General features: G+C 70.7%; 20 protein-coding genes and 1 pseudogene. 7 read left to right on the top strand and 14 right to left on the bottom strand.

What is annotated here, in order from left to right; translation table 11 throughout:
• Nucleotides 1–53 precede the first annotated feature (53 nt).
• The gene (locus OG407_RS38880) at nt 54–2,141 is read right to left on the bottom strand and encodes a non-ribosomal peptide synthetase (RefSeq protein ID WP_405864581.1); all 2,088 of its coding nucleotides are present in this window, start codon (nt 2,139–2,141) and stop codon (nt 54–56) included.
• Between the two features lie 43 nt (nt 2,142–2,184).
• Entirely contained in the window at nt 2,185–4,638 is a 2,454-nt protein-coding gene (locus OG407_RS38885; protein ID WP_405864583.1) for a Pls/PosA family non-ribosomal peptide synthetase, read from the bottom strand.
• A gap of 526 nt (nt 4,639–5,164) precedes the next feature.
• Here OG407_RS38885 and OG407_RS38890 point away from each other — a divergent pair.
• Nucleotides 5,165–6,340, top strand: coding sequence for a YihY/virulence factor BrkB family protein (locus OG407_RS38890; protein ID WP_405864585.1), 1,176 nt, complete (start codon nt 5,165–5,167; stop codon nt 6,338–6,340).
• Between the two features lie 160 nt (nt 6,341–6,500).
• On the opposite strand, the gene OG407_RS38895 is transcribed toward OG407_RS38890, so the two are convergent.
• A complete protein-coding gene (locus OG407_RS38895) occupies nt 6,501–7,343 on the bottom strand; it encodes an NmrA family transcriptional regulator (RefSeq protein ID WP_405864587.1) in 843 nt (280 codons plus the stop codon).
• Nucleotides 7,344–7,424: 81 nt separating this feature from the next.
• Here OG407_RS38895 and OG407_RS38900 point away from each other — a divergent pair, with 81 nt between their 5' ends.
• The gene (locus tag OG407_RS38900; protein WP_405864589.1) at nt 7,425–8,360 is read left to right on the top strand and encodes an AraC family transcriptional regulator; all 936 of its coding nucleotides are present in this window, start codon (nt 7,425–7,427) and stop codon (nt 8,358–8,360) included.
• Nucleotides 8,361–8,370: 10 nt separating this feature from the next.
• Nucleotides 8,371–9,069: a helix-turn-helix domain-containing protein gene (locus tag OG407_RS38905; protein WP_405864591.1), complete on the top strand. Its 699-nt coding sequence runs from the start codon at nt 8,371–8,373 to the stop codon at nt 9,067–9,069.
• On the opposite strand, the gene OG407_RS38910 is transcribed toward OG407_RS38905, so the two are convergent.
• Entirely contained in the window at nt 9,066–9,482 is a 417-nt protein-coding gene (locus tag OG407_RS38910) for a VOC family protein (RefSeq protein WP_405864593.1), read from the bottom strand. The two genes, OG407_RS38905 and OG407_RS38910, sit on opposite strands and share 4 nt — an antisense overlap.
• A gap of 68 nt (nt 9,483–9,550) precedes the next feature.
• Nucleotides 9,551–10,189, bottom strand: coding sequence for a VOC family protein (locus OG407_RS38915; RefSeq protein ID WP_405864595.1), 639 nt, complete (start codon nt 10,187–10,189; stop codon nt 9,551–9,553).
• Between the two features lie 85 nt (nt 10,190–10,274).
• On the opposite strand from OG407_RS38915, the gene OG407_RS38920 reads away from it, so the two are divergent.
• On the top strand, nt 10,275–10,922 hold the full coding sequence (locus OG407_RS38920) for a hypothetical protein (RefSeq protein WP_405864597.1): 648 nt from the start codon (nt 10,275–10,277) through the stop codon (nt 10,920–10,922).
• 70 nt (nt 10,923–10,992) lie between these two features.
• A pseudogene (locus tag OG407_RS38925) lies at nt 10,993–11,637 on the top strand (ThuA domain-containing protein); the annotation flags it as partial.
• 328 nt (nt 11,638–11,965) lie between these two features.
• Here OG407_RS38925 and OG407_RS38930 read toward each other — a convergent pair.
• From OG407_RS38930 to OG407_RS38965, 8 genes are all read right to left on the bottom strand, one after another.
• Nucleotides 11,966–12,409 carry a hypothetical protein gene (locus OG407_RS38930; RefSeq protein ID WP_405864599.1) on the bottom strand — a complete coding sequence of 148 codons (444 nt, stop codon included), beginning with the start codon at nt 12,407–12,409 and terminating at the stop codon, nt 11,966–11,968.
• Between the two features lie 36 nt (nt 12,410–12,445).
• Nucleotides 12,446–13,510, bottom strand: a complete 1,065-nt coding sequence (locus OG407_RS38935; RefSeq protein WP_405864601.1) for a LacI family DNA-binding transcriptional regulator — start codon at nt 13,508–13,510, stop codon at nt 12,446–12,448.
• A gap of 200 nt (nt 13,511–13,710) precedes the next feature.
• Nucleotides 13,711–15,306, bottom strand: a complete 1,596-nt coding sequence (locus OG407_RS38940; protein WP_405864603.1) for a family 43 glycosylhydrolase — start codon at nt 15,304–15,306, stop codon at nt 13,711–13,713.
• The gene (locus OG407_RS38945; RefSeq protein WP_405864605.1) at nt 15,303–16,208 is read right to left on the bottom strand and encodes a carbohydrate ABC transporter permease; all 906 of its coding nucleotides are present in this window, start codon (nt 16,206–16,208) and stop codon (nt 15,303–15,305) included. The genes OG407_RS38940 and OG407_RS38945 overlap by 4 nt, the downstream gene beginning before the upstream one ends.
• Nucleotides 16,208–17,092, bottom strand: a complete 885-nt coding sequence (locus OG407_RS38950) for a carbohydrate ABC transporter permease (RefSeq protein ID WP_405864607.1) — start codon at nt 17,090–17,092, stop codon at nt 16,208–16,210. Before OG407_RS38950 ends, OG407_RS38945 begins: the two co-directional genes overlap by 1 nt.
• A 10-nt stretch (nt 17,093–17,102) precedes the next feature.
• A complete protein-coding gene (locus OG407_RS38955; protein WP_405864609.1) occupies nt 17,103–18,434 on the bottom strand; it encodes an ABC transporter substrate-binding protein in 1,332 nt (443 codons plus the stop codon).
• A gap of 214 nt (nt 18,435–18,648) precedes the next feature.
• The gene (locus tag OG407_RS38960) at nt 18,649–19,740 is read right to left on the bottom strand and encodes a LacI family DNA-binding transcriptional regulator (RefSeq protein WP_327400437.1); all 1,092 of its coding nucleotides are present in this window, start codon (nt 19,738–19,740) and stop codon (nt 18,649–18,651) included.
• Between the two features lie 120 nt (nt 19,741–19,860).
• A complete protein-coding gene (locus OG407_RS38965; protein ID WP_405864612.1) occupies nt 19,861–20,874 on the bottom strand; it encodes a hydroxyacid dehydrogenase in 1,014 nt (337 codons plus the stop codon).
• Between the two features lie 270 nt (nt 20,875–21,144).
• On the opposite strand from OG407_RS38965, the gene OG407_RS38970 reads away from it, so the two are divergent.
• The gene (locus OG407_RS38970; protein ID WP_405864614.1) at nt 21,145–22,749 is read left to right on the top strand and encodes a carboxylesterase/lipase family protein; all 1,605 of its coding nucleotides are present in this window, start codon (nt 21,145–21,147) and stop codon (nt 22,747–22,749) included.
• A gap of 190 nt (nt 22,750–22,939) precedes the next feature.
• Nucleotides 22,940–23,995, top strand: coding sequence for a LacI family DNA-binding transcriptional regulator (locus OG407_RS38975; protein WP_405864616.1), 1,056 nt, complete (start codon nt 22,940–22,942; stop codon nt 23,993–23,995).
• On the opposite strand, the gene mmuM is transcribed toward OG407_RS38975, so the two are convergent.
• The gene (mmuM, locus tag OG407_RS38980; protein ID WP_405864618.1) at nt 23,985–24,908 is read right to left on the bottom strand and encodes a homocysteine S-methyltransferase; all 924 of its coding nucleotides are present in this window, start codon (nt 24,906–24,908) and stop codon (nt 23,985–23,987) included. The genes OG407_RS38975 and mmuM overlap by 11 nt on opposite strands.
• Between the last annotated feature and the right edge of the window lie 44 nt (nt 24,909–24,952).

Here is a 24,952-nt window from a genome sequence, read left to right on the forward strand (position 1 = left end):
CGGTGTTCCTTTCGGTGGTGCTGTCGATCGTTCGGCCGGGGGTGCGGCGGGTCTCAGGAGGAGACGGGCGGGTCCAGCAGTCCGGCCAGGTCCGCGAGGACCGGGTGTCGGGTGACGTCCTTGAGGCTGATCGCCCGGTCGAGGGCGACCGCCAGCTTCACCGCGGCCAGCGAGGTGCCGCCGCGGTCGAAGAAGTGGTCCTGGCGGCCGATCCGCTCGGCCGGAATGCCCAGCACCACGGCCCAGGCCGCCGCCAGCCGCCGCTCGGCGGGCGTGTCCGGCCCGTCCCCCACGGCGTCCAGGTCACCGGCGAGCGTGGTGAGCGTCCTGCGGTCGGTCTTGCCGTTGGCGGTCAGCGGCAGGCTCGCCCGCCAGTGCACGACCGACGGCACCATGTACGCGGGCAGCGACTCGGCGAGCGTGGCCCGCACCGCGCCGGCCTCGACGGGCAGCGGGCCGGTGCAGAACGCCACCAGCTGCGTCCCGCGCACGACGACCACCGCGCCGTCCCGCACCCCGTCCACCCGCAGCAGCGCGTTCTCGATCTCGCCGATCTCGACACGGAAGCCGCGGATCTTCACCTGGCTGTCCCGGCGCCCCAGGAACTCCAGCTTGCCGTCCGGCCGCCAGCGCCCGTGGTCACCGCTGCGGTACAGCCGCTCACCGGGCCGGTACGGGTCCTCGGTGAACGCGGCCCTCGTGCGCTCGGGATCGTTGACGTACCCCCGGCCCACGCACACGCCGGAGAACACGATCTCGCCGGGTGCCCCCAGCGGCACGGGCACCAGATCCTCGTCGACGACGTACACCCGCACGTTGGAGACGGGCCGGCCGAGCGGGACGCGGTCGCCGTCCGGTGCCCGGTCCATGACCTCGTGGTTGGTGTCGTCCGAAGTCTCCGTCAGGCCATAGGCGTTGACGAGCCGCACCCCGGGGCGGGCCGCGAACCAGCGGTCCACGAGCTCCTTCTTCACCGCCTCCCCGGTGACCGACACACAGCGCAGGTCGGGGAGTTCACGCGGCTGCCGCTCCAACTCGGCCAGCACGGCCTCCAGATACGACGGCACGACCTGGAGCACGTTCACGCGCCCCGCCTCGACCGTGTCCACGAACCGCGCCACGTCCAGGATCACGTCCTGCGCCACCAGCAGCGTCCGCCCGCCCACGAGCGGCGCGCAGACCAACTGCCACAGCGAGATGTCGAAGCACTGCGGCGCGGTCTGCGCGACCACCTGCCCGGCCCCGATCCCCAGGTCGTCCAGCTTGGCGAACACGTGGTTGAGGAAACCCGCGTGCTCGCACATGGCGCCCTTGGGTTCACCCGTGGAGCCCGACGTGAAGTAGATGTAGGCGAGTTGACCGGGCGACACCGCGATCCCGAGGTCGCCGTCCGAGTGGCCCTCGGCGTACGCCTCGTCGACGTAGAGCGTGCGGTCGGTCGGGTCGCCCAGCGCGCCGTCGCTGCCGCGCTCCGTCAACACCAGTGCGCACCCGGCGCGTTCGAGCACTCTGGCGACCCGGTCGGCCGGGAAGTGCGGCTCGACGGGCAGGTACACCCCGCCCGCCTTGAACACGGCGAGGACGGCGGCCATCCAGTCCAGGTTCCGCTCCAGCACCACGGCGACGACACCCTCGCGGGTCAGTCCCCGGGAGAGCAGCGCCCGACTCAGCTGGTTAGCCCGGGAGTTGAGCTCCCGGTAGGTCCACTGCCGGTCGCCGTGGACGGCGGCGACCGCGTCCGGGCACACCGCCACCATGTCCTCGAACAGCTCGTGCACCCGCCGGTCCGGCAGTTCACGCTTCGGGCCCGCCAACTCGTCGAGCTGGAAGCGGAGTTCGGCGTCCGACAGCAGCATCGGACGGTCCGGCTCGGTGAGCGCGGTCAGGTGGTAGCACGCGATGCGGGCGGCGGCCTCGGCGTCCAGGACGTCGGTGCGGTACCGCAGCCGCAGCGCGCGGCCGGTGACGCGCACCTCCAACGCCGGGTCCTCCTCGGCGGGTTCACCCGACAGCGCCCCGAGGACCTTGGCATGGGCGACCTTCAGTGCGGCGGGCTCGATCAACAGCCCGTCGGGCAGGGACACTTCGTACTCCGCCACACCGGGCACCGGAGTGAGCGTCCACCGCGGAATGATCTCCATCGTTCTCTTTCCCCCCTGTTTCATCCCCCTGCGGCACGAGCCGTCAGGGAGTCCTGTGCTGTCCGGCGCGCCGTGGCGCCACCGCCGGATTCCCGCCCCACCGGGACCGCGCCGGCATCTCCTCGCCCTTCATCAGGAAGGAGTCGGCGGCCAGTTCGGCCCCGTCACCCATCGACACGCCGTAGTGGACGAGCGCACCCACCCCGAGGGTGCAGCCGGCGCCGATGGTGATCATTTCGGACTTGAAGGTGCCGTCCTCCTGCGAGTGCGACTGCACCTTGGTGTGCGCCGACAGCGTGCAGTCGTCGCCGATCGCGGTCAGCGTGCGCTCGGTGACGTAGGCGCCGTCGTCGAAGACCCGGCGTCCCATCCGCACGCCCAGCAGCCGCCAGATCACGTTCTTGAACGGCGTGCCGTTGAACACCTGGATGTAGGTGTCCGGCACCTTCCACAGCCGCTCGTGCCACCAGAAGTACGGGTCGTAGATCGAGCACAACTTCGGCTCCAGCGGCCGGAATCCGCCGACCAGGCGCTCCACCAGCACGTAGTACCCGGCGGTGAAACCGAGCCCGAGCATCAGGGACGCGCCGATCAGCAGCCCCCCGCCGATGCCCTCGCCCCCGTACAGGTCGACGGCGGCGAAGCCGAGGACGGTGAGCACGAACCAGTGCAGCCAGCGCACGAACAGATACAGGCCCATCGAGCGCAGGTTGGATCGGTTCTTCGCGGCCAGCCGACGCTTCAGCTCGGCGCCCTCGCGCAGATGGTCGAAGCGGCTGTCACGCTCCACCGAGCGCGGGATCTCGAAGCACGGCGAGCCCAACAGGCCGACACCCTCACGGAGTTCACCGTCGATCGGCACCATCACCTTGGTGGCGAGCAGACAGTTGTCGCCGGTGCGGCCCCCCGCGGGGTACGCGATGTTGTTGCCCAGGAAGTTGCGCGGCCCGATCTCGGCGCGCGACAGCCTGAACGACGTACTGGAGAAGTCCGCGTTGACGATCGACAGCCCGTCCGCGACCATCGTGCCGCTGCCCACGGTGGCCAGATACGGCGTCTCGTGCTGCACCTCCGTACCGAAGTTGGAGCCGGTCTGCTCCACCTCGCCGAGGTCGTAGCCGATCGCCTTCAGGTAGCCGACGATGAACGAGCTGTCCCCGCACAGCCACTTGAAGAACTTCAGGTTGGTCATCCGTGCCACCGCGCGCTGCACCGAGTAGTGGAAGCCGTACAGCGGATACACCGTGTCGGGGCGCAGCAGCGGACGCAGCAGCCTCGGCACCAGTGACACGGCGGCGAAGCCGAGCACGACGAACCCGACGAACGCGACGAGCGACAGGGCCAGCGTCTCGCCGTAGAACCGGGCCGAGTTGAGGTCCTTCGCGTTCGGGTCGAGCAGATGGTCGAGGCCCGGTGCCACGGTCAGCAGCATGTAGGTGCCGCCGAGCGCGAGCGGGACGTAGACCAGCAGCATCTGCAGGACGGCGCCCAGGCCGTAGCCGAAGCGGCGCCATGTGGAGCAGTCCGCGTGCGGTACGCGGACGTAGTCGACGTCCGTGGGCTGGGCCGGGGAGCCGTGCACGCGCTGCCCGGCCGGGACCCGGGCGTCGTCGTACAGGGCGGAGGAGTGGCCGAGTTGGGACCCGTCGCCCATGACCGTGCCGATGTCGAGGACGGTCTTCTCACCGACGTACACCTCGCTGCCGAGGGTGACCCGGCCGGTGCGGATACGGCCGGCTCGTGCCTGGTAGCAGAGGAAGAAGGTGTCCTTGCGGATGACCGTTCCGTCGCCGATGGTCAGCAGGTCGGTGCAGACCGGTACGGAGTGGGACAGGATCGTGACGCCCTTGCCGATCCGGGCGCCGAGGGCGCGCAGATACAGGACGTAGACCGGGTTGCCGGCGAACAGGATCATCGGGTTGGCGTGCAGCAGCGCCTTGACCGTCCAGAACCGGACGTAGGCGAGGCCCCAGACCGGGAAATCGGTCTCCTTCCAGCGGCCCACGAGAATCCACTTGGCCACCACCGGCACCGTGCACACACCGACGAACACCGCGCCGCCGAATATCGCGGACCGCACATATACCTGGACCACTCCGGCACCGGAGGAAACCCATTCGTAGCCCTGTCCCGTGACGATCCCGGCGAGCACGCAATACACGGCGAAAATGATGAACTGAAGCGCCCCGCACAGCAGATAGCGGGCCGTGCTTCCGGTCGGCGCCGCCGCCGCCTCGACCGGCGCGACGGGCTCGGGCGTGTCGGCGAGCGCCGCCGCCAGACTGCGGATCGTCGGATATCCGTAGACGTCCCGCATCGACACCGACGGCAGATCCTCGCGTTTCCTGACCCGGGCGCAGAAATGTGCCATCACCAACGAGTTGGCGCCCAGGTCGTCGAAGAAGTGACTGTCGAGGGGTATGACTTCCTTGCGTACGACACCGGCCAGGACCTCCGCTAGGACGGTCTCGGTGACGGTGCCGGGTTTTCCACCCACGTGGCTCCTTGGTGCTGATCGTCGCCTTTGAATTGCCAAAGACGAATACGGTGGAGTCGCGCCCGTTGTTCACGGCAGGGGCAAATTGAATAACACGCGAAACGGGTGGGGTAAATGGGAATTCCTGAGATTCGAGTTCCCTGTTGTGTGCTGAGTTTCCATATGGACCGGGCCCTGGTCCTGGGCCGATTGATTCCCCCGAGTCGTGTGCGCTGACGTCGTCCCAACGCGCGCAACGAATGCAGTCCGGATTATTTCTGGACATTCCGGAACGGGTCAAGGCTGTTTCGGTCAATGGCGCTTTTTCGTCTTCGCCCACCGGAGTGCGGGTCAACATGAATTGACGGCCGCAGTCCTCACCGGGACACTCTCCGAAACGGCCGCCGAAGTATCGAATGCGGCTTCGATTGTCGGGGCGATTATTTTCGGCCACCGCGAGCATGACACGACCGTCCCCGAGGGCGTGCCGCCCGGCCGACGCCCCCGGGGGACGAGTGCATCCCGGCGCGCCGGATACCTTTAGGGCGTGCAGTCAGCAAGTGAACCCCCCGAGCGGCCCACCAGCCGGTTCCACCGGGCGCGTGCCCTCTACCGGAACGTCTCCAAGCGCAGGACCGCCTGGCTGCTGGTCAAGGACACCGTCAACTCCTGCATGGAGTACCGCATCCTGGGCCTCGCGGCCGAGGCCGCGTTCTTCACGCTGCTGTCCGTGCCGCCGCTCCTGCTGAGCCTCATCGGCCTGCTCGGGTACGTCGACAGCTGGACCGGCGCCGACAGCATCGCCGGCCTGGAGAACAACATCCTGGAGGCGTCCCGCACGGTCCTCTCCGACAAGGGCGTGCACGAGATCGCCCAGCCGATCCTGCACGACGTCATGAAGGGCGGCCGGCCCGACGTCATCTCCATCGGCTTCCTGTTCGCCCTGTGGTCGGGCTCCCGCGCGGTCAACGTCTTCATCGACACCATCACCGTCATGTACGGCCTCGACGGCGTCCGCGGCATCGTCAAGACCCGGATCGTGTCCTTCGCCCTGTTCATCGCGGCCCTGCTGATCGGCTCGATCGCGCTGCCGCTCATGGTGGCCGGGCCGGACGCCGTGGTGAACGTGGTGCCGTGGTCGGAGACGGTCGTCCAGGTCCTGTACTGGCCGGTTGTCATCGTCCTGTCCGTCGTCTTCCTGACGACGCTGTACCACGTGTCCGTCCCGGTCCGCTCCCCGTGGATCGAGGACGTGCCCGGCTCCCTGGTCGCCCTCGCCATGTGGGTCCTCGGCAGCTACCTGCTGCGCATCTACCTCACCGGCACGGTCGAGGGCCCCACCATCTACGGCTCCCTCGCCGCCCCCGTCGCCGTCCTGCTGTGGATCGGCGTGTCCGCGTTCGCCGTCCTCGTCGGAGCCGCCGTCAACGCGGCCATCGACCGCGTCTGGCCCGCCGCAGCGACCGCCGCCGCCCGCGCCGCCAACGAACGCCGCCAGGACGAGCAGGTCGCCGAGTACGTCGCCCGCATGGCCGCGGTCCGCGCCCGGGACGGCGAGGACGACGACGACCCCGACGACTCGTACATGCCCTCCGAGTTCCCGGAACGCTGGTCCCGCTTCCTTCCTCCGGAGGACCTGACCTCCCGGCTCCGCACCCACGCGAAGAGCACCCACACCCACACCCGCAAGGGCTCCGGGGACTCTCAGACACCGGACAAGTGAAGCGCGCCAGGGGGACGGGGACGGGGCCTCTCGACCGCCGGCCGAGTGAGGCGCCCCTGAAGGGGTGCGGGGAACTGCGCGACCAGCCACGACGGACCCGCAGCCAACGCACGGGCCTTTCTACGGGGATTGACGCGACCAGCCACAACGAACCCGCAGTTTACGAACCGGCCTTCCAAGCACCCGCCGCAGCCGCCTCCCGCACGAACTCCGAGAAGTCCCGCGGCTCCCGCCCCAGCACATCCTGAACCCCCTCGGAGAGATACGAGTTCCGCCCGTCGAGCAGCGACTCGAACAACTCCACCAGGAACTCCACCTCCTCCGCCGGCACCCCGAACCCCGCGAGAACCTCCCCGTACTGACGGGCCGACACCGCCCGATACGTCAGCTCACGCCCCGTCACCGCAGCGATCTCCGCGACCGCCTCCCCGAACGTCAGCAACCGCGCCCCGGACACGGTGACCGCCTGCCCGACGTACCGGTCCCCACCGGTCACCACCGCGACGACCACATCCGCGATGTCCCGCACATCGACGAACGGCTCCCGAACGGAACCCCCGGGGAACACCAGTTCCCCACCCTCCCGCAACCCCTCCAGCAGCGGCCCCTCACTGAAGTTCTGCGCGAACCACGACGCCCGAACGACCGTCCAGTCCGCCCCCGACCCCCGCAACGCCTCCTCCGTCGGCCGCGCCCGCTCCTCCCCCCGGGCCGACAGCAGCACCAGCCGCCGTACCCCCAACCCGACCGCCTCCTGCGCCAGCAGCCCCACCGCACGGCCCGCCTCCGGCGCCCCCACGTCCGACGGGTACACGAGATACGCGGCATCGGCACCCCGCAACGTGTCCGCCCACGTGGACCGCTCCGCCCAGTCGAACCCCCGCGCCCGCGAGGCCTCCCGCACGGTCAGCCCCGCCGCCCGCGCCGCCTCCGCCACCCGCCGCCCGGTACGCCCCGAAGCACCGGTGACCACAATCGTCATGTTCCGCGCATCCTGTGTCATGCTCTCCAGTCAACGCCTGTCCACGAGCGCGGACCATCGCTGAACGGCTCATTCCCATAACCGCGCGTCTACGCTGGCCACATGGACGCCCTGGCAGGCCTTCTGGAGGGTCCACGCGCGCGTGGCGCCTTCATGATCCGCGCGTGCTTCGACCCGCCGTGGGCGGTACGCATCGAGGACCGCGCCCCGCTCACCGTCATGCTCATGGTCCGCGGCGACGCCTGGATCACCCCGGACACGGGGGAGCGGATCCGCCTGCGGGCCGGCGACCTCGCCATCGCCCGCGGCCCCGACCCGTACACCTGCGGCGACGCCCCCGACACCGCCCCACAGGCCGTGATCCTCCCCGGCGCCGAGTGCCACTACCCCGACGGCACCCCGCTCAACGGCTCCATGGACCTCGGCGTCCGCACCTGGGGTGACCGCCCCGACGGCTCCACGGTCATGCTCATCGGCACCTACCTCATGCGCGGCGAGATCAACGGCCGCCTCCTGGACGCCCTCCCACCGCTGCTCTCCCTCCCCTCCGAGGTCTGGGAGTGCCCGCTCACCCCGCTCCTCATGAACGAGATCGTCCGCGACGAACCCGCCCAGGAGGTCGTCCTGGACCGCCTCCTCGACCTCCTCGTCATCGCCGCCCTGAGGGCCTGGTTCTCCCGCCCGGAGGCCGAGGCCCCGGCCTGGTACCGCGCACTCGCGGATCCCGTCGTCGGCAGGGTCCTGCGCCTCCTCCAGGACGACCCGGCCCACCCCTGGACGGTCGCCTCCCTCGCCGCCAAGGCGGGCGTCTCCCGCGCGGCCCTCGCCCGCCGCTTCACCGACCTCGTCGGCGAACCCCCGATGTCCTACCTCACGGCCTGGCGCCTGGCCCTCACCGCGGACCGCCTCCGCGACACTGAGGACACCATCGGCGCGATCGCCAGACAGGTCGGCTACGGCAGCGCGTTCGCCCTGTCCAGCGCCTTCAAGCGGGTCTACGGCGTGAGCCCGCAGGAGCACCGGACGAGGTCGGCGTAGCCTTTCGGTCGTGTACGCGGAGAGGGCGTCCCGGCTGCCGGGCGCGGTGGTCTGGAGCCGCACGATCGAGGCCTCCACCGTCGGCCCGGTCCACCCCGTCCTGCCCGACGGCTGCATGGACATCCTCTGGAACGAGGGCCGCCTCCTGGTCGCGGGCCCCGACACCCGCGCGTACGTCCCCGGGACCGCGCCCACCCACTGGGCGGGCATCCGCTTCGCCCCCGGCACCGCCCCCACCTACCTGGGCGTCCCCGCACACGAACTCCGCGACCGCCGAGTCGACCTCACCGACCTCTGGCCCGCCGCGACGGTACGCCGCCTCGGCGCCCGTATCTCCACGTCCCCCGACCCCGCGACCGCGCTGGAAGAAGCGGCACTGGAACGCGCGGCGGACGTGTCCCCACCCGATCCGCTGCTACGACACCTCGTGGCGGCCCTCGACACCGGCCGCCCCGTCGCCGCCACCGCCGACGAACTCGGCCTCGGCGCCCGCCAGTTGCACCGCCGCTCCCTCACCGCGTTCGGCTACGGCCCCAAGACGCTCGCCCGGGTGCTGCGCCTGCAACGCGCCCTCGCGCTGGCCCGCGCCGGAGTCCCGTTCGCGGAGACGGCGGCCCGGTCCGGTTACGCGGACCAGGCCCATCTCGCCCGGGACGTCAAGGAGTTGGCGGGGATGCCGCTGGGGGAGCTGCTCGGCCGGGCCGGCTAGCCAGGACTCTGCGCAGGACTCAGCGGGGCGAAGAGGTCCACGCCGTTGCCGTCGGGGTCGTGCACGACGGCGTACCGCTGGCCCCAGAAGGCGTCCCACGGCTTGAGTTCGCCATGATGCCCGGCGCCGGTCAACTCCTCGTAGACCCGGTCGACTTCGGCGGGGTCGTCACAGAGCAGGGCGAGTGCGGCCCTGCTGCCGTTGCCGCCGCTGGGTGCCCGCCAACCCGGGTGGAAGGAGTGGACGGTGTCCTCCGTGTCCAGCAACAGCCGTAGCCCGCCGGGCAGTTGGGCCTCGGCGTGCGGCTGGTTCGCGGCGTCCTCGGGGAACCCGAACCCGAGCCGACGGTAGAAGGCGACAGAGGCGGCCATGTCGGAGACGACCAGGCCGATCGCGTCGAATCGTGGAGTCATGGGGCAACCGTAGGCGGGGGTGGACCGGCCCGTCTTGAAGGAATCGGACACCGCGCTCGGTGGATCGTTCAGCTGAAGGTCACGGGTCCGCGCGGGGTGTCCACCGTGAAGGAGAGACCCACCACCGGCCCCGCCGCCACTGTCAACTCCGCCCCCACAGCCGACAGCAACGGGCGGATCTCGTCCGGGACCGGAGCCGTCGCGGACAACTCCAGCAGAGGCGCGACGGGCAGGCCCGAGGCGGTCGTCGGATGGGGCGAGGAACTCCAGTCGATGAGGAACGGCACCAGGCCGGAGGGATGCGCCGTGTTCCCGTCGGTGAGCCGCCACTCCAGCAGCGTCCCGTCGGGCCGGCGGCGGCTCATCGCCCGCACGGGCCCGGGGTCGTACCCCTGGGCGCGGGCCGCCGCGACCGCCGCGTCCAGGTCGGGCGGGGAGACCGCCCACGTCACCGTCCGGGCGGCGGCCAGCCCGTCGACACCGAAGGGACGCGGACCCGACGGCTCCGGCTGCTCCGGGTCCGGGCCGATGATCTCCAGGTAACGGTAACCACCGAGCGAGACGAGGCAGTTGCGGGTACCGAGCCCGACATGGGCACCGCCCGCGATCGGCACGATGCCCGTGCGCTCGGTGAACTCGGCGACCGTGGCCGCCAGTTCGGGCGTCGCGAGGACGAGATGGTCGAGGCGTGCGGGAAGCGCGTTCATCCCCACCGAGGCTACGCGGCGGAACCGCGCCGGAGGAGGGAAAAGTCCCCTTAACTGTGGAACACCTGTACGGCAGGATGGCCGCATGATCCGTGCCGTGCGCGCCCTGCCGCTGCTGTTGCTCCCCGCCCTGTCCCTGCTGCTCACCGGTTGCGGCACGGAGAAGGCGGGCGCGGGTGCCGAAACCCCCGGGGCCGCGTCCTCCCATGCCGCTGTCACCGCCACGTCCGCCGAAATCGCGTCCCGCGCACGGTCGTTGGGCTTCGACCCCGACCTCGTCTACGTCATCGACCCGCCCGGATTCACCCTCGCCGAGCAGTCGGTCGGCGTATCGGACGTCGGCCTCTCCATCGCGTACACGGACCTGAAGACCGGCGTCGTGATCACCCTGCGGGTCGAGCCGGGCACGATGACCGACGCGAACTGCACGACGCGGGCGGCGTTCAGCGACCACATGACCTGCGTACGCGACGGGAACGCCTGGTACCGCACCGGCGGCGGAACGATCGAGTACGTCATGGCGCGGAAGGGCCACCTCGTGCACGTCTCCGCCGAACAGGGCAAGGTGACCCGCGCGGTCCTGCACCAGTCGGCCCAGTCGCTCCGCCGCCCGTACAAGAGCGAACTCCCGGTCATCCTCCCGCCCGCCCGCACGGCCGTCCCCGTGGAACGCGGCGACCTGCCCACGAACGGGGACGGGGCGCCCAACAACGAGGTGGGCAAGGGCGGTTGAGCACGCGGCGCAAAGGAGACCGGTCCGTGAAGCCCAGTCCGTGCCCAATCCGTGAAATAGGCTGTGCCGCATGGCTGCCGCGCCCCGCCTCCTCGTCTGCACCCGCACCACCGGCTACCGCCACGACTCCATCCCGGCGGCGGTGACCGCCGTACGCACCCTCGGTCCCTTCGAGGTGGACGCCACCGAGGACCCGGCCGCCTTCGAACGCCCCCTGGACGACTACGCGGCCGTCGTCTTCCTCTCCACCAGCGGCCAGGTACTGACACCGGCGGGCCGCCGACACCTCGCCGCCTACGTCGAGTCGGGCGGCGCCTTCGTCGGAGTCCACGCGGCGGCCTGCACCGAGTACGACTGGCCGTACTACGGCGATCTCCTGGGCGCCCGCTTCGACCGGCATCCCGTCTATCAGCCCGGCAAGGCGCTGGTCGAGGACCGCACCCACCCGGCCACGCGACATCTGCCCGCCGTATGGCAGTTCACGGACGAGTGGTACGACTTCCGTACCAGCCCCAGGAGTTCGACGCACGTCCTCGTCTCAGCCGACGAATCCTCCTACGAGGGCGGCCGGATGGGCGCCGACCACCCCCTCGCGTGGTGCCACGAGAAGGGCGCCGGCCGGGTCTTCTACACGGCCCTCGGCCACGCCTCGGAGGCCTACGAGGACCCGGACTTCCGCGCGCATCTGCTGGGCGGGATCAACTGGGCGGCGGGGCTGGGCCAGAGGCCCGAGCAACACGCGGGTGCCGGCGCGTTCGCCGGTGTCCGCGGCCCCGTGCGTTCCGTTCGCAGGAGGAAACCGGGCTCACCCCATGGCCGCGTCTCAGTTGTCGGGATCGCTGGGTGAACCTCTCCCGGGTGGCAGCCGTAGCCGACCACAGCGGGTGGCGCGATGAGCCCCCTTCTGGAGACCGGACGGCCGGTCTCCCACGGGAATGGGAATGGACTCCGACACCGGGACGGCACGCCGTGACGGGGCGGCGGACGACCGGTCCGCTGCCCCGTCACGCTCGCTGCCCCGTACGGCGAGACGCCGGCCCGCCTCACTCGGCCGGGCGCCACCGGAACCAGTGGTCGACCCCGTCGAACCGGTAGCGGTCGTCGCCGTCGTCGAACCGCGCCTCACCGACGAGTCGGCGAGCACCGTCCGGTGCCTGACGGTGCGGCGCGAGGAGCAACTCCAGTTCGTCGTAACGGACATCGATCCCGCCGTGCCCCGGATGTTCCTCCGGCCCGGCATCGGAGAGCTGGTACCTGACGAAGATCGCCCACTGCTCGCGCTCCATCGCCACCGTCGCCTCGCTCGCGGACCACACGAGGTACTCCTCGGCCTCGTCGGCGCGGTTGCAGTCCCGGATCTCGTAGTAGTGCGGGACACCGTCGACGAGCGCGAGTCCCTTGCGCGGCCCGTCGTACCACTCCAAGTCCACGTACGTGGGCTCGAAGCCGTCCGCGATCAACCGCTGCTTGTCCCATGACATGGCCATACCGGCAGGCTACCGACCGGCGGCCCCCGGTCATGGTCACGATCTACGATCGGGGCACCGGCCGCCCGGCACCCCCGTGCTCGCCCGCTCCACCAGCCGCGTCGACAACTCCGTCCGCGTCCCCTCCGGCCGGTCCCCGTCCGTCAGCCGGACCAGCAACCGCAGCGCCGTGGCCGCCATCTCCGACAGCGGCTGCCGGATCGTGGTCAGCGCCGGAGTCACCCAGCGAGCCTCGGGAAGGTCGTCGAAACCGACCACACTGATGTCGTCCGGGATGCTCAACTGCCGTTCCGCCAGGGCCTCGTAGACCCCGAGCGCCATCCGGTCGGAGCAGACGAAGACGGCCGTGGGCGGCTCGGGCAGGTCGAGGAGTTCCCGCATACGGCTGCGGGCCATGGCCTGGTCGAAGCCACCGTGGCGGATGTACTCGGGGCGGATAGGCACCCCGGCGGCGGCGAGCGCGGAGCGGTAACCGGCGACACGGGCGCTGCTGCACATCTTGTGGCGGTGGCCGGCGATGACGGCGATGCGCGCGTGGCCCAGGGCGAGCAGATGCTCGGTCGCGGTCACCCCGCCCTGCCAGTTGGCCGCGCCGACCGACACCACGCCCGGCGGCTGATCATGCACCGGGTCGATCATCACGAACGGGATGCGGTGCTGGTCGAGCCACGAGTACTGGGACGGCGTCAACTCCGCCAGATTGAAAAGGACTCCGGCCGAGCCCCGCCCAACCAGCCTGTCCAGCCAGCCTCGTTCGGGCCGGTCGGCCCGCGTCCGGGTCAGCCCGGCCGACACCACCACCTCAAGCCCCGCCTCGTACGCCGCCTGCTCCACCCCGTGCAGCACCGCCCCCGACCACGAACTCTCCAACGAGTGCACCACCAGGTCGACCATCCCCGGCGCCTTGCCCGCGTCGAACCGGGGCCTGCGCACATACCCGAGCCGCTCCAGCGCCTCCGTCACCCGCCGCCGCGTCTCCGGTGCCACGTCCTCCCGGCCGTTGACCACCTTGGACGCGGTCGGCACGGACACCCCCGCCTCCCGGGCCACCACCGCCAGCGTCGGCCCCGCCGTCACGCTCGCGCTCCCCGCACGGACCATCGGGTACCGCCTCTCCAGCCCGCCCGAGGGCCATCGAAAGTTTCGACCAGCGCCGCTTCCCCGACTCGATCATCAGTCATTCAGAAAGCGCTTCCTACGATAGGTGCGCGTCAACACGGCGGGAAGACCAGGGGATTCACGCGATGGAGCCGACCCGATCTTTCGAAACCCCGAACAAGGGAGAAAGCGTCACCTACAGGTCACTCCGCACTGCACGTCAGCCGGAAATTCGCGAAGTCCGCGGTGAACGCGCCCTCGACCGGATCCCACGCATGGACGCCCGCCATCGCCCCGGTGAACCGCAGCCGCGACCCGTAGTCGTCGGACAGCCGGCTGAAGTCCAGCCCCGGCCCGACCGGCGTCCGCACCCCGTCCCGCACACACCAGAACCGCGCCTCGGCCCCCTCGACCGTCACCCCCAGCGCCACCGGAACACGGACATCCACCTCTACGACGGCCACCTGCCGCGTGCCGTCCTCGTCCCGCTCCACCAGGCTCAGCACCGAACGGCCACCGCCCCGCCACTGCTGACCCCGCTGCCCCTCACCCTCGGGCTCCGCCCACGTCAGATGCAGGCTCAGATACGCCTCGGCGCCGTACCAGAGCACCAGCCCGGCCGCCTGCGTGAACGTCAACGGCCTGGCGTCGACCGTGACTTCGGCCTCCGTGCGGTGCTCCGTGATCCGCTGGGCCAGCAGACTGTGCGCCCACCGCGACTCCGGCCCGTGCCGCCCGCGCAGCCGGATCCAGCCGGGGCGGGTGGTGGCGTCGGCCCAGGACTGGTCCGGATACGCACGCGGACTGCTCCACGGCCATCCCAACGGCCCGTCGGAATCCGGGACTTGAGCCGGTGGTGCGGCGGGACGCGTCGATACGTCCACCTCCACCGCCGGATGCCATCCACCCTGCCGTAGCCTCGGCCAGCCGTCCGCGTCCCAAGTCACCGCCTGGATCGCCGTTTCCCGGCCCAGGGTGCAGCGCGGACCGTCCGGTGTCTGTACCGGCCGCGCCGCCAGATGGCTCAACACCCAGTCCCCACCCGGCAGTTCGACCAGCTCACCATGGCCCGCCTTCTGCAACGGCAGCGACGGGTCGTCCCGGGACGTCAGCAAGGGGCGGTCGTCGAGCTCGTACGGACCCGTGACCGTACGGCCGCGCGCCACCCGCACCCCGTGCTCGAACCCCGTACCGCCCTCCGCGAGCAGCAGGTAGTACCAGCCGTCCCGCCGCACCAACTTCGGCCCCTCGACGAGCCGTTCGTGCTGGAGCAGGAGGCGGGTCGCGCCGATCGGGGCGAGCGTGTCGCGGTCCAGCTCGGTCGCGACGATGCCGGCGAAGCGGCTGCCGCCGGGGCGGCAGTCGTTCTGGAGGTTGAGCAGCCACAGCCGGCCCTCGTCGTGGAACAGCGCCGGGTCGAATCCGTGGCTCGCCACCCGCCGTGGAGTCGTCCACTTTCCGGCCACGTCCGTCGCCGTCGTCACGTAGGTGTCCAGGTCGAAGTACGGCGTGCCGACCGAGCGCACGATCGAGTACGTCAGCCAGAACCGCTGGCCGTCCCAGCTCAGCGAGGGTGCCCAGATGCCGCCCGAGTCCGGGACGCCCGCCAAGGAGTCGCCGGGGACCGCGCCCCGGACATGGCCCGCGTACTCCCAGTGGGCGAGGTCCCGCGAGCGGTGGATCGGGATCGTGGGGAACCACTCGAAGGAACTGGTCGCCACGTAGTACCAGTCGCGGACCCCGACCATCGACGGATCGGGGGCGAAACCGCGGACAACTGGGTTGTGTAGAAGGGTCACTTGAGGGCTCCCAGGGTGACCCCGGTACGCCAGTAGCGGCGCATCGCGACCATCATCACGGCCATCGGGACGATCGACAGGAGCGCGCCGGTCAGGACCAGGCTCGTCAGGTCGACGCCCGACTCCATGCGTTTGCCGGACCAGTTGTAGAGGCCGAGGTTGAGCGTCCAGTTCTCCTCGCCGCGCAGCACGGTCAGCGGGAGGAAGAAGGCGTTCCAGGTGTTGACGAAGGCCAGGAGGAAGACCGTCGCTCCGCCCGTCGTCATCATCCGCAGCACGATGCTGAAGAAGATCCGGAGTTCGCCCGCGCCGTCGAGGCGTGCCGCTTCCAGGAGTTCGAAGGGGACCGTGGCCTCCGTGTAGACCTTGGCGAGGTAGACGCTGAACGGGTTGATCAGGCAGGGGATCAGCATCGCCCAAGGGGTGTCGACCAGGCCGATCTTCGAGAACATCAGGTACAGCGGGAGCGTGAGCAGCGCGATCGGGATCAGGAACGAGCCCACCACGCACGCGAACACCGCGCTGCGGCCCGGGAATTCGAACCGTGCGAGGCCGTAGCCCGTCGCGAGGGCGATGAGCGTGCCGCCCAGGGAGCCGACTCCCGCGTACAGGAACGAGTTGGCGGTCCAGCGCAGGAAGATGCCGTTCTCGTAGGTGAAGACCTGGCGCACGTTCGACCACAGGTGCATGCCCGAGAACCAGAGGCCGTTGCTCTGGTACAGGCCCGTGCGGTCCTTGGTCGCGGCGACGATCAGCCACCACACCGGGAACAGGCTGTAGGCGCTGGCCAGGACCAGACCGACGAGCAGGAAACGCTGGCCGCCGTGTGAACGGGCCGCCGGATCGGGCTTGTTGAGGCGGCGGACCTGATGGGCGTTCCGGCGTGCTTCGGTGAGGGTCATCAGTCGGCCTCCTTCGCGGTGAGCCGGTAGAAGAGGAAGGAGGCGAGGCCGAGGATGAGGGCGAGCAGGACCGAAAGGGCCGCCGCGTAGTGGTAGTTGCCCGCGTTGAACGCCTGGTTGTAGATGATCATGATGGGCGTGAAGCTGTCGTTCACCGTCTGCGGGGTGACGTTCCGGAACAGCGCCGGCTCGTTGAAGATCTGCAGCATCTGGATGATCGAGAGCATCCCGGTCAGCACCAACGCCCCCCGTACGTAAGGGATTTTGATGCTCGTCGCGACCCGGAACTCGGAGGCGCCGTCCAGCCGGGCCGCCTCGAACAGGTCGCGGGGCACGCCCTGGAGCGCCGCGTAGATGATCACCATGTTGTAGCCGATGCCGTGCCAGGTCAGCAGGTTGCCGATGGACGGCCACACCATCGAGGGCGCGAAGAAGTTCCAGGACAGCCCGAACACCTTGCCCAGTGGCGTCAATGGGCCGACGTCCGGGCTGTACAGGTTGATCCACACGATCGCCGCGACCACTCCGGGGATCATGTACGGCACGAGGAGGAAGATCCGGAAGCGGCCCGCGGCCTTCGAGGACAGCGCGTCCAGAAACAGCGCCAGCAGCAGGCTGACGAGCAGCATCACCGGGATCTGCACGCACGCGAACAGCACCACGCGCAGCACCGAGTTCATGAACGCCGAGTCGGTCAGGCCCTGTTGGTAGTTGTGCAGACCGGAGAACTTCTGGGTGGAGCCGCCGAGGCCGAGCCCCGACTGGTGCTCCACGAACAACGACTCGTAGACGGCGTACCCGATCGGTATCAAGTACAGGAACACGAAGCCGAGTTGGAAGGGCACCGTGAACGCGGCACCCTTCCAGCGCTGGGAGCGGATCATCGGAGCTGCCTCAGCCCTTGACGCTGATACCGCGGGACTTCAGGTCCTTGACCGTCCACTCCTGCATGTGTGCCAGCAGATCGGTGACCTTCTCCTGCTTGTTCATCACCTTCGCCCAGCCGGTCTGCAGCTCGGTGAACATCGCGGTCCAGTCCGGGCCGAACACCCAGTCCGAGGTGACGGTGTTCAGGCTGTCGGTGACGATCTGCTTCGCGGGCTCGTAGTTCGTGCCGAGCAGCTTGTCGGAGATCGCCTCGGCGACATAGGCATTGCTGTCGGCCAGCGCCGGCATCACACCGTTGCCGGTGGTCGGGCTCGCCATCGTCTTCACGGCACCGGCGTCGGTCGACATCCACAACGCGGCCTCGGCGGCCTGCTGTTGGTGCGCGCACTGCTTGGCCACCAGCGTGACGCCACCGCTCTGGTTGGTCCCGGCGGGCGTCTTGGCGGCCTCGCCCGCGAACGTCGGCCAGGGCGACAGCGCCCATTTCCCGTCGGACTTGGTGAAGTTCTGCACCATGCCCGCCATCTGCCACGTGGAGATCTGCCGGGTCGCGGTGCCGCCGTTGTCGTAGTTGCGCTGCACGGCCGCGTAGTCCGCGAAGGAGAGCTTGGAGTTGAGGTCGTTGTCGATGATGTCCTGGATCACCTGGGCCGCCTTGAGGCTGCCCGCGTCCTGGAAGTCGACCTTCCAGGAGTTGCCGTCGATGGCGTACCAGTGGGCGCCCGCCTGCATGGAGAGGACTTCCAGGGTGCTCGGGTCCTCACCGGCGAAGTTGGTCATCTTGATGCCGTGCTTCTTCAGGACCTTGCCCGCGGCGATGAACTCGTCCCAGGTCGTGGAGGCCTTGAGGCCGTACTTCGTGAAGACGTCGGTGCGGTAGATCGTGAACGCGGGGGCCGAACTGGTCGGCACGCCATAGGACTTGCCCTGCACCTGCGCACTGGCCCACGAGCCCGCGTTGAACTTGGCCTTGTCGGCCGAGACGTATTTCGAGATGTCGGCGAGCGCGCCCTGCGAGACCCAGGTGGTCACGTACTCCGCCGTGTTCTGCACCAGGCAGGGCGCGTTGCCGGCCTTCACCGCGTTGGTCAGCTGCTTCTGCATCGTCAACTGGTCGGTGACCTTGGTGTACTTGAGCTTGATGTCCTTGTGAGCGGCGTTGAACGCCTTCACGACCGCGTCCTGCCCGTTGGCCCAGCCCCAGAAGGGGAGGGTGACCGGGCCGGATGACGTGGAGTCTCCCGAACCGGATCCGCCGCAGGCGGAGAGCAGACCTGTCAGTGCGAGGCCCGCGACGGCCGCACGAGCGAACTTTCTCCGAGGGCTGGTGAAGTTCATCAGACCGTGTTCCTTCGGGAGAGGAGAGGTAGAAACCGGTTGCTGTGAAGGTAGGCAGGATGGCCTGTTCGGAGCAAGAGGTGTGCAGCAAGTTGTTGCTATGCCCCTATTAAGACCCCGTCTGGCCAGGGGAATTGGAGGGAAACCGGTTACGTAACGCCCTGGTTCCGTGTGCCGTGCCGATCCCGCAGGGGGTGCTGCGCCAGACCCCGTGCTAGTCCCGTCGGGCCGGCGGTCGCACCGAGTTCCGTACGACGACGTGCGTGCCCAGGACCAGATGGTCGCCGTCGCCACCTCTGCGCCGGCCCGTGCCGCCGCCCTCGCGCCGGTCCGCCACCGCGCGCAGCGCGACCCGGCCCATCTCCTCGTACGGGACGTGCACGGTGGTGAGTTGGGGTGTGAGTTGGGAGGCCAGCGGGATGTCGTCGTAGCCGACGATCGACACGTCCTCCGGCACCCGCAGGCCCGCCGCGCGCAGTGCCTGCATGGCGCCCGCGGCGACTACGTCGGTCCCCGCCAGCACCGCGGTGAAGTCCACGCCCTCCTTCAGGGTGTCCTCCACCGCCTCGTACCCGTGCTCGTAGTCGTACGGGCCGTGCCGCACCATCCCCGGGTCGAACGGCACGCCGTACGCCTCGAAGGCCCGTTGCGCACCCCTCAACCGGCCCTGGGCGGTGGTGAGTTCGGCGTGCCCGGGGAGAACCAGTACCCGCCGGTGGCCGGCCGAGAGGAGGTGGCTGGCCATGGCGTAGGCGCCGCCCTCGTTGTCGTAGTCGACCGTCGTCGCCGGGACGTCGCCCTCCAGCGGCGGGCGGCCGACGAGTACGAGGTGCGAGCCCGCCGCGTCGAGGGAACGGGCGAAGCGGGCCATGCGGAGCTGGTACTCGTCGACGTCGTACGCGCCGCCGAGCAACACCACGGCGGCGACGCCCTGTTGGCGCATGAGGTTGACCAGGGCCAGCTCGCGCTCCGGGTCGTCGCCGGTCGTGCCGACCAGGGAGAGCCAGCCGCGCAGGGTGGCCGCGCCCTCGACTCCCTTGGCCACGTGGGCGAACGCGGCGCCGGTGATGTTGTTGATGAGGATCGCCACCGTGGGCGTACCGCCGCCGGCCAGCGAACGGGCGTGCGCGTTGGTGACGTAGTCCAGGTCGCCGACGACCTTCATCACCCGGCGGCGCAGCTCCTCCGACACCGGATAGTTGCCGGACAGCACGCGCGAGACGCTCGCCACGGAGACCCCGGCGCGCTCCGCCACGTCCCGGATAGTCGCCCGGCCGACGTCGCCCGATGCCTTGCGCTGACTCACCGTAGCGACTCCTTCACCGTGGCCGTGTTTCCACCGGGCGCCCTGGGGCCCGCTCCGGCGCCGGTCCGGAAACCGTATCCCACGGTCGTTCCCGGTGTGCCGGCCTGTGGACAGTGCGGATCAGGCGACACGGGCCAGGTCCGCGTGCCGTACCTCGTGGGCCGGTGGCAGGCCCGCGGCCAGGCGCTCCAGCTCGTCGACGACGATGCCGCCGAGCCGCGCCAGTTCGTTGCCGAGGGAGCCCGCGATGTGCGGGGTGAGGAAGACGTTCGGCAGTTGGTACAGGGGGGAGGTGGGGGGCAGCGGTTCGGGTTCGGTGACGTCCAGGATCGCGGTCAGGCGGCCGGACAACAGCTCGTCGGTGAGGGCCTCGTGGTCGATCAGGGCGCCCCGGGAGGTGTTGATCAACACCCCGCCGTCCCGGATGAGGGCGAGCCGCCCGCGGTCCAGCATGTGCTGCGTCTCGGGGATGTCGGGGGCGTGCAGGCTGACGATGTCGCTCCGGCTCAACAGGTCCTCCAGCGGCAGGAGTTCGGCCCCCAGGGAGGCTGCCTCGGTGCCGCTGACGTAGGGGTCGTGGAGCAGGACCTCGAAGTCGTACGGGCGCAGCAGCTCCAGCAGTCTGCGGCCCACGCGGGAGGCGCCGATGACACCGATCCGGCGGCCGAGGTTGCCGATCGGCGCGGTCTCGGCGGGCGCCGGGTACGCGTGCGTGTGCCGGAAGCGTTCCCGCTGGGCGAAGGCGTCCTTCCCGGCCAGCAGGATCATCGCGAGGGTGTACTCGGCGACCGGGAGCGCGTTGCCGGTGACCGCGCTGGAGACGGTCACCCCGCGTTCCCACAGGGCCTCGCCGACCAGCGAGCGGACCGAGCCCGCCGCGTGCAGTACGGTCCGCAGCCGGGGTGCCGCCGCCAGGGCGTCGGCGTCGAGGTGCGGGCAGCCCCACCCGGTGATCAGGACCTCGGCCCCGGCCAGGGCGCGGGCGGCCTCGGGGGCGCCGAAGTCCCGTACGACGAGCCCTGGTTCGATCTCGGCGGTCCGCCGGAGCCGGTCCATCACGGGTGAGGGGAAGAGCAGGGGCAGGTGCACCGGATCCATGGCGAACACGGCCCTCGGCGGCTGGGCGCTGGGCATGACCCTCCAGTACGGAGTGGGAAACGTTTTCTGAAAACGTCTTCTACCGTAGATCCGCTGTGGAGCGGGGGTCAATCGGTGCGTAGGGACCCCGGGCGCGGAAATATTTCGATCGCGGCCCGGACGGAAGAGACCCTGAAGGGACGTAGTCCGCGCCCGGGTGCCCGCCATGACCCGTCCAGCCGCGCTCGTCCGCCGGAATAGCCGGGCTGGGTGTGATGCTCTGATGAGCAGCACGGTTCACGAGCGTGGTGAGGAGCTGGTGGGCAGATGACGGCGACGACGACGCAGACGGCGGAGCGGACGGGCCCCGTGGTGGGCACCCCCTACGGGGCGGTGCGCGGCCGGTACGAGAACGGGATCGCGGTCTTCCGGGGCATCCCCTACGCGGCGCCCCCCGTCGGCCCCCACCGGTTCCGCCCGCCCGTCCCGCCCAAGCCCTGGACCGGAGTGCGCGACGCGCTCGCCTTCGGCCCGACCGCGCCGAAACCGCCGTACTCCGAAGCCTTCGCCAAACTGCTCTCCGACCCGGTCGTGCCCGGCGACGACTGCCTCAACCTCAACGTGTGGACCCCGGAACCCGGCCCGGGCGCCCGGCTGCCGGTGATGGTGTGGCTGCACGGCGGCGCGCTCACCCGGGGCTCGTCGGCCGTCCCGGTCTACGACGGACACGCCTTCGCCCGCGACGGCGTCGTCATGGTCTCCGTCAACTACCGCCTGGGCGTGGAGGGTTACGGCCTCTTCCCGGACGCCCCCGCCAACCCCGGCCTGCGCGACCAGCTCGCCGCGCTGCGCTGGGTGCACGAGTCCATCGCGGCGTTCGGCGGCGACCCCGACCGGATCACCCTCTTCGGGCAGTCCGCCGGCGCGATCAGCATCGGCGCGCTGATCGCCGCCCCGCAGGCCCAGGGACTGGTCCGCCGGGCCGTCCTGCAGAGCGGGCCCCCGGAGGCCTTCGACCGCGACAAGGTACGGCGGATGGTGCGCCGGATGGCGACCCGGCTGAAGATCCCCGCCACCGCCGAGGCCTTCGCCGCCGTGGACCGCGAACTCCTCCTCCGCACCCAGGCCGACGTGGGCAGACTCAGCAGCCCGGTGCTCGGCGGCCCCACGTTCGGGATCGTCATCGACGGCGACCTCGTCCCCCGCGACCCGCTGGAGGCGCTCGTCGACGGCGAGGTGGGCCGGGGCGTCGACCTGATGCTGGGCTGGACCCGCGACGAGTACCGGCTGTGGCTGGTCCCCGGCGGCCTGCACGAGCGCGTCGACCGGCTCGGCGCGGTCGCCCTGGCCGGCGCGATGGCCCGCTGCCACTGCGGCGTCGAGGTCCCGCGCGGCTACCGCGCCCTGCACCCCGGCGCCGGCACCGCCGAGACCGTCGGCCAGCTCGTCACCGACCACCTCCTCCGCTACCCCCTGCACCGCCTCGCCGACGCCCACCCCGGCACCGCACACGTCTACGAGTTCGCCTGGCCCTCCAACCGCCCCGACCTCGGCTCCTGCCACGCCCTCGAACTCGGCTTCGTCTTCGACACCGGCGAGATCCCCGAGTCCGCCAAACTCGCAGGCCAGGACGCGCCCCAGGCGCTCGCCGACGCCATGCACGGGGCCTGGGTGCGGTTCGCCGTAACCGGCGACCCCGGGTGGCAGCCCTGGGACGACAGCCACCCCGTCCGCATCTTCGGAGAGGGCGATCCGTACGTCGCGCACGGGCCGCGCGACCCCGAGTTCGCCCTGTGGGCGGCCGACGCCGTGGCCAAGGCGAAGGAGGCGGCGGTTCCGGCCGAGGGCGCGCCGCCCGCGCGGAGCGCCACCGAACTGCGGTCGGTCGTACGGCGGCTGCGTCGGACGGGGGATGCGCGGCGGTCGTCGTGAGGGCGGGCGTAGGGGCGGACGGCCGGGATGGAAACCGGTTGCCCAACGCCGGTCTGCGACAACTGCCGGGCCGGCGTAGGTGAATTGGCCGACGCACGCCTCTCCTCCAGCCCCTCACCCGCTGCTACCCTCCGCGCAGGGAACCGGTTGCCGGAGTGTTGCCACAGGCCGGGGAGGGGCGAGGCGGTACATGACCAGGAAGAGCCAGGACGCGAGCGGGAGCACCATCCGGGACGTGGCGGCCCGCGCCGGGGTGTCCGCGTCCACGGTGTCGCGGGTCCTCGGCGGCGACTACCCGGTGAGCACGGCGACCCGCACGCGCGTGCTGCGGGCCGTACGCGAACTCGACTACGTGGCCGACGCCCGCGCCAAGGCCGTGGCGGGTGTCGGGACGCCGACCCTCGCCTTCGTCCTGGAGGACATCACGGGACCGTCGTTCGCGCTGATGGCGCACGGCGTGGAGCGCGAGGCGACCCGGCTCGGCCACCTCTGCCTGGTGTGCAGCACGGAGGGCGACGTCCAGCGCGAACTGGACTTCATCGAGACCATGCGCGCCCAGCGCACCGCCGCCGTGATCCTCGTCGGCGGCACCGCGGACACCCCCGAGTACCGCGAGCGCACCCGCCGTATCGCCGACTCACTGGCCGCGGCCGGCTCGCGGCTCGTGCTCTGCGGCCGGCCGCCGCTCGGCCCGGGCGCACCGGTCACGGTCATCGAGTACGACAACGAGGGCGGCGCGTACGCCCTCGTCGCGCACGTCCTGGCCCAGGGCCACCAGCGCGTCCTGTTCCTCGGCGGCAAGCCGGACCACGCGACCGCGCAGGGCCGGGAACGCGGTTACCTCGCCGCCCACCGCGCCCGGGGCCTCGAACCCGACCCGGAACTCCTGCTCCACGGCGACTTCACCCGCGACTCGGGCCACCGCCTGATGCGCCTCGCCCTGAGCCGGAAACTGGAGTTCACGGCCGTGGTCGCCGCCACCGACATGGTCGCGGCGGGCGCGCTCACCGCGCTGCACGAGGCGGGCCTGGACGTCCCCGGCGATGTTTCACTGGCCGGTTACGACGACATTCCGTTCGCCCGCGACCTGTATCCGGCCCTGACCACGGTCCATGTCCCCTACGAGGAGCTGGGCCGTCTCGCCGTACGCACCGCGCTGGGCCGCACGGCGGAGTCCCCGGACGAGCACCTGTTGCTGGGCACGCATGTGGTGGTGCGGGACTCGATCGCGGCGGTCACGGTGTGAGCGTCCGCCTGATGGATGCGATCGCCTCGGGCCCCACCCGGCAGCACCCCCCGATCAGCCGCGCGCCGGACGCCCGCCAGCCCTCGACCTGTTCGGCGGTGAAGGTGGAACGGCCCATCCACGCACGGGCGTTGGCGTCCCAGGTCTCACCGCTGTTGGGGTAGACGACGACCGGCTTGCCGGTCACGCGGGCCGCGATCTCGACCGCGCCCTCGACGTCCTCGGGGGCGCAGCAGTTGACGCCGACCGCGATGATCTCGTCCGCCTCGGCAGCGAGTGCGAACGCCTCCTCCAACGGCTGCCCGGCGCGGGTACGGTCACCCGCGATCGAGTACGACAGCCAGGCGGGAGTCCGCAGTCCGCGCACCGCCCGCAGCAGCGCCTCGGCCTCATCGGCGTCCGGGATCGTCTCGAAGGCCAGCACGTCCGGCCCGACGAGATCCAGCACCTCCAGGCGGGGCCGGTGGAAGGCCTCCAGCTCGGCGACGCTCAGCCCGTACCGGCCCCGGTACTCGGAGCCGTCCGCGAGCATCGCGCCGTACGGTCCGACCGAGGCCGCCACGTAGAGCGGTCGCCCGATGCCCCGCCGTCCCGCGTCCACCGTCGCGTCGACGGCCAACTCCACGCTCGCGGCGATGAGTTCGGCCGCCCGGTCGTGCTTGATCCCGCGCTTCGCGAAGCCCTCGAAGGTGGCCTGGTAGCTGGAGGTGATCGCCACGTCGGCGCCCGCCTCGTAGTACGCGAGGTGCGCTTCGGCGATCGCCTCGGGCCGGTCCGCGAGCAGCCGTGCCGACCACAGTTCGTCGCTCAGGTCGTGCCCGGCCGCCCCGAGCTGGTTGGACAGCCCGCCGTCGAGGACGAGCGTCCCGGCGGCGAGGGCGTCGGCGAGGAGGGGAGCGGTGTCGCTGGTCATGTCCCGACGCTAGTCGATACGGCCGCGGAGCCGGGGCCACGTCC

The sequence above is a fragment of the Streptomyces sp. NBC_01515 genome, assembly GCF_045040345.1.
In the GTDB taxonomy this organism is placed as follows: domain Bacteria; phylum Actinomycetota; class Actinomycetes; order Streptomycetales; family Streptomycetaceae; genus Streptomyces.

Excerpts from the sequence above, each read along its gene's own strand:
- OG407_RS38970 (WP_405864614.1), top strand. The coding sequence starts at position 21,145 with ATGACGGCGACGACGACGCAGACGGCGGAGCGGACGGGCCCCGTGGTG.
- OG407_RS38895 (WP_405864587.1), bottom strand. The coding sequence starts at position 7,343 with ATGACACAGGATGCGCGGAACATGACGATTGTGGTCACCGGTGCTTCG.
- OG407_RS38915 (WP_405864595.1), bottom strand. The coding sequence starts at position 10,189 with ATGAACGCGCTTCCCGCACGCCTCGACCATCTCGTCCTCGCGACGCCC.
- OG407_RS38975 (WP_405864616.1), top strand. The coding sequence starts at position 22,940 with ATGACCAGGAAGAGCCAGGACGCGAGCGGGAGCACCATCCGGGACGTG.
- OG407_RS38900 (WP_405864589.1), top strand. The coding sequence starts at position 7,425 with ATGGACGCCCTGGCAGGCCTTCTGGAGGGTCCACGCGCGCGTGGCGCC.
- OG407_RS38955 (WP_405864609.1), bottom strand. The coding sequence starts at position 18,434 with ATGAACTTCACCAGCCCTCGGAGAAAGTTCGCTCGTGCGGCCGTCGCG.
- OG407_RS38910 (WP_405864593.1), bottom strand. The coding sequence starts at position 9,482 with ATGACTCCACGATTCGACGCGATCGGCCTGGTCGTCTCCGACATGGCC.
- OG407_RS38945 (WP_405864605.1), bottom strand. The coding sequence starts at position 16,208 with ATGACCCTCACCGAAGCACGCCGGAACGCCCATCAGGTCCGCCGCCTC.
- OG407_RS38935 (WP_405864601.1), bottom strand. The coding sequence starts at position 13,510 with ATGGTCCGTGCGGGGAGCGCGAGCGTGACGGCGGGGCCGACGCTGGCG.
- OG407_RS38950 (WP_405864607.1), bottom strand. The coding sequence starts at position 17,092 with ATGATCCGCTCCCAGCGCTGGAAGGGTGCCGCGTTCACGGTGCCCTTC.
- OG407_RS38880 (WP_405864581.1), bottom strand. The coding sequence starts at position 2,141 with ATGGAGATCATTCCGCGGTGGACGCTCACTCCGGTGCCCGGTGTGGCG.
- mmuM (WP_405864618.1), bottom strand. The coding sequence starts at position 24,908 with ATGACCAGCGACACCGCTCCCCTCCTCGCCGACGCCCTCGCCGCCGGG.
- OG407_RS38930 (WP_405864599.1), bottom strand. The coding sequence starts at position 12,409 with ATGGCCATGTCATGGGACAAGCAGCGGTTGATCGCGGACGGCTTCGAG.
- OG407_RS38920 (WP_405864597.1), top strand. The coding sequence starts at position 10,275 with ATGATCCGTGCCGTGCGCGCCCTGCCGCTGCTGTTGCTCCCCGCCCTG.
- OG407_RS38965 (WP_405864612.1), bottom strand. The coding sequence starts at position 20,874 with ATGCCCAGCGCCCAGCCGCCGAGGGCCGTGTTCGCCATGGATCCGGTG.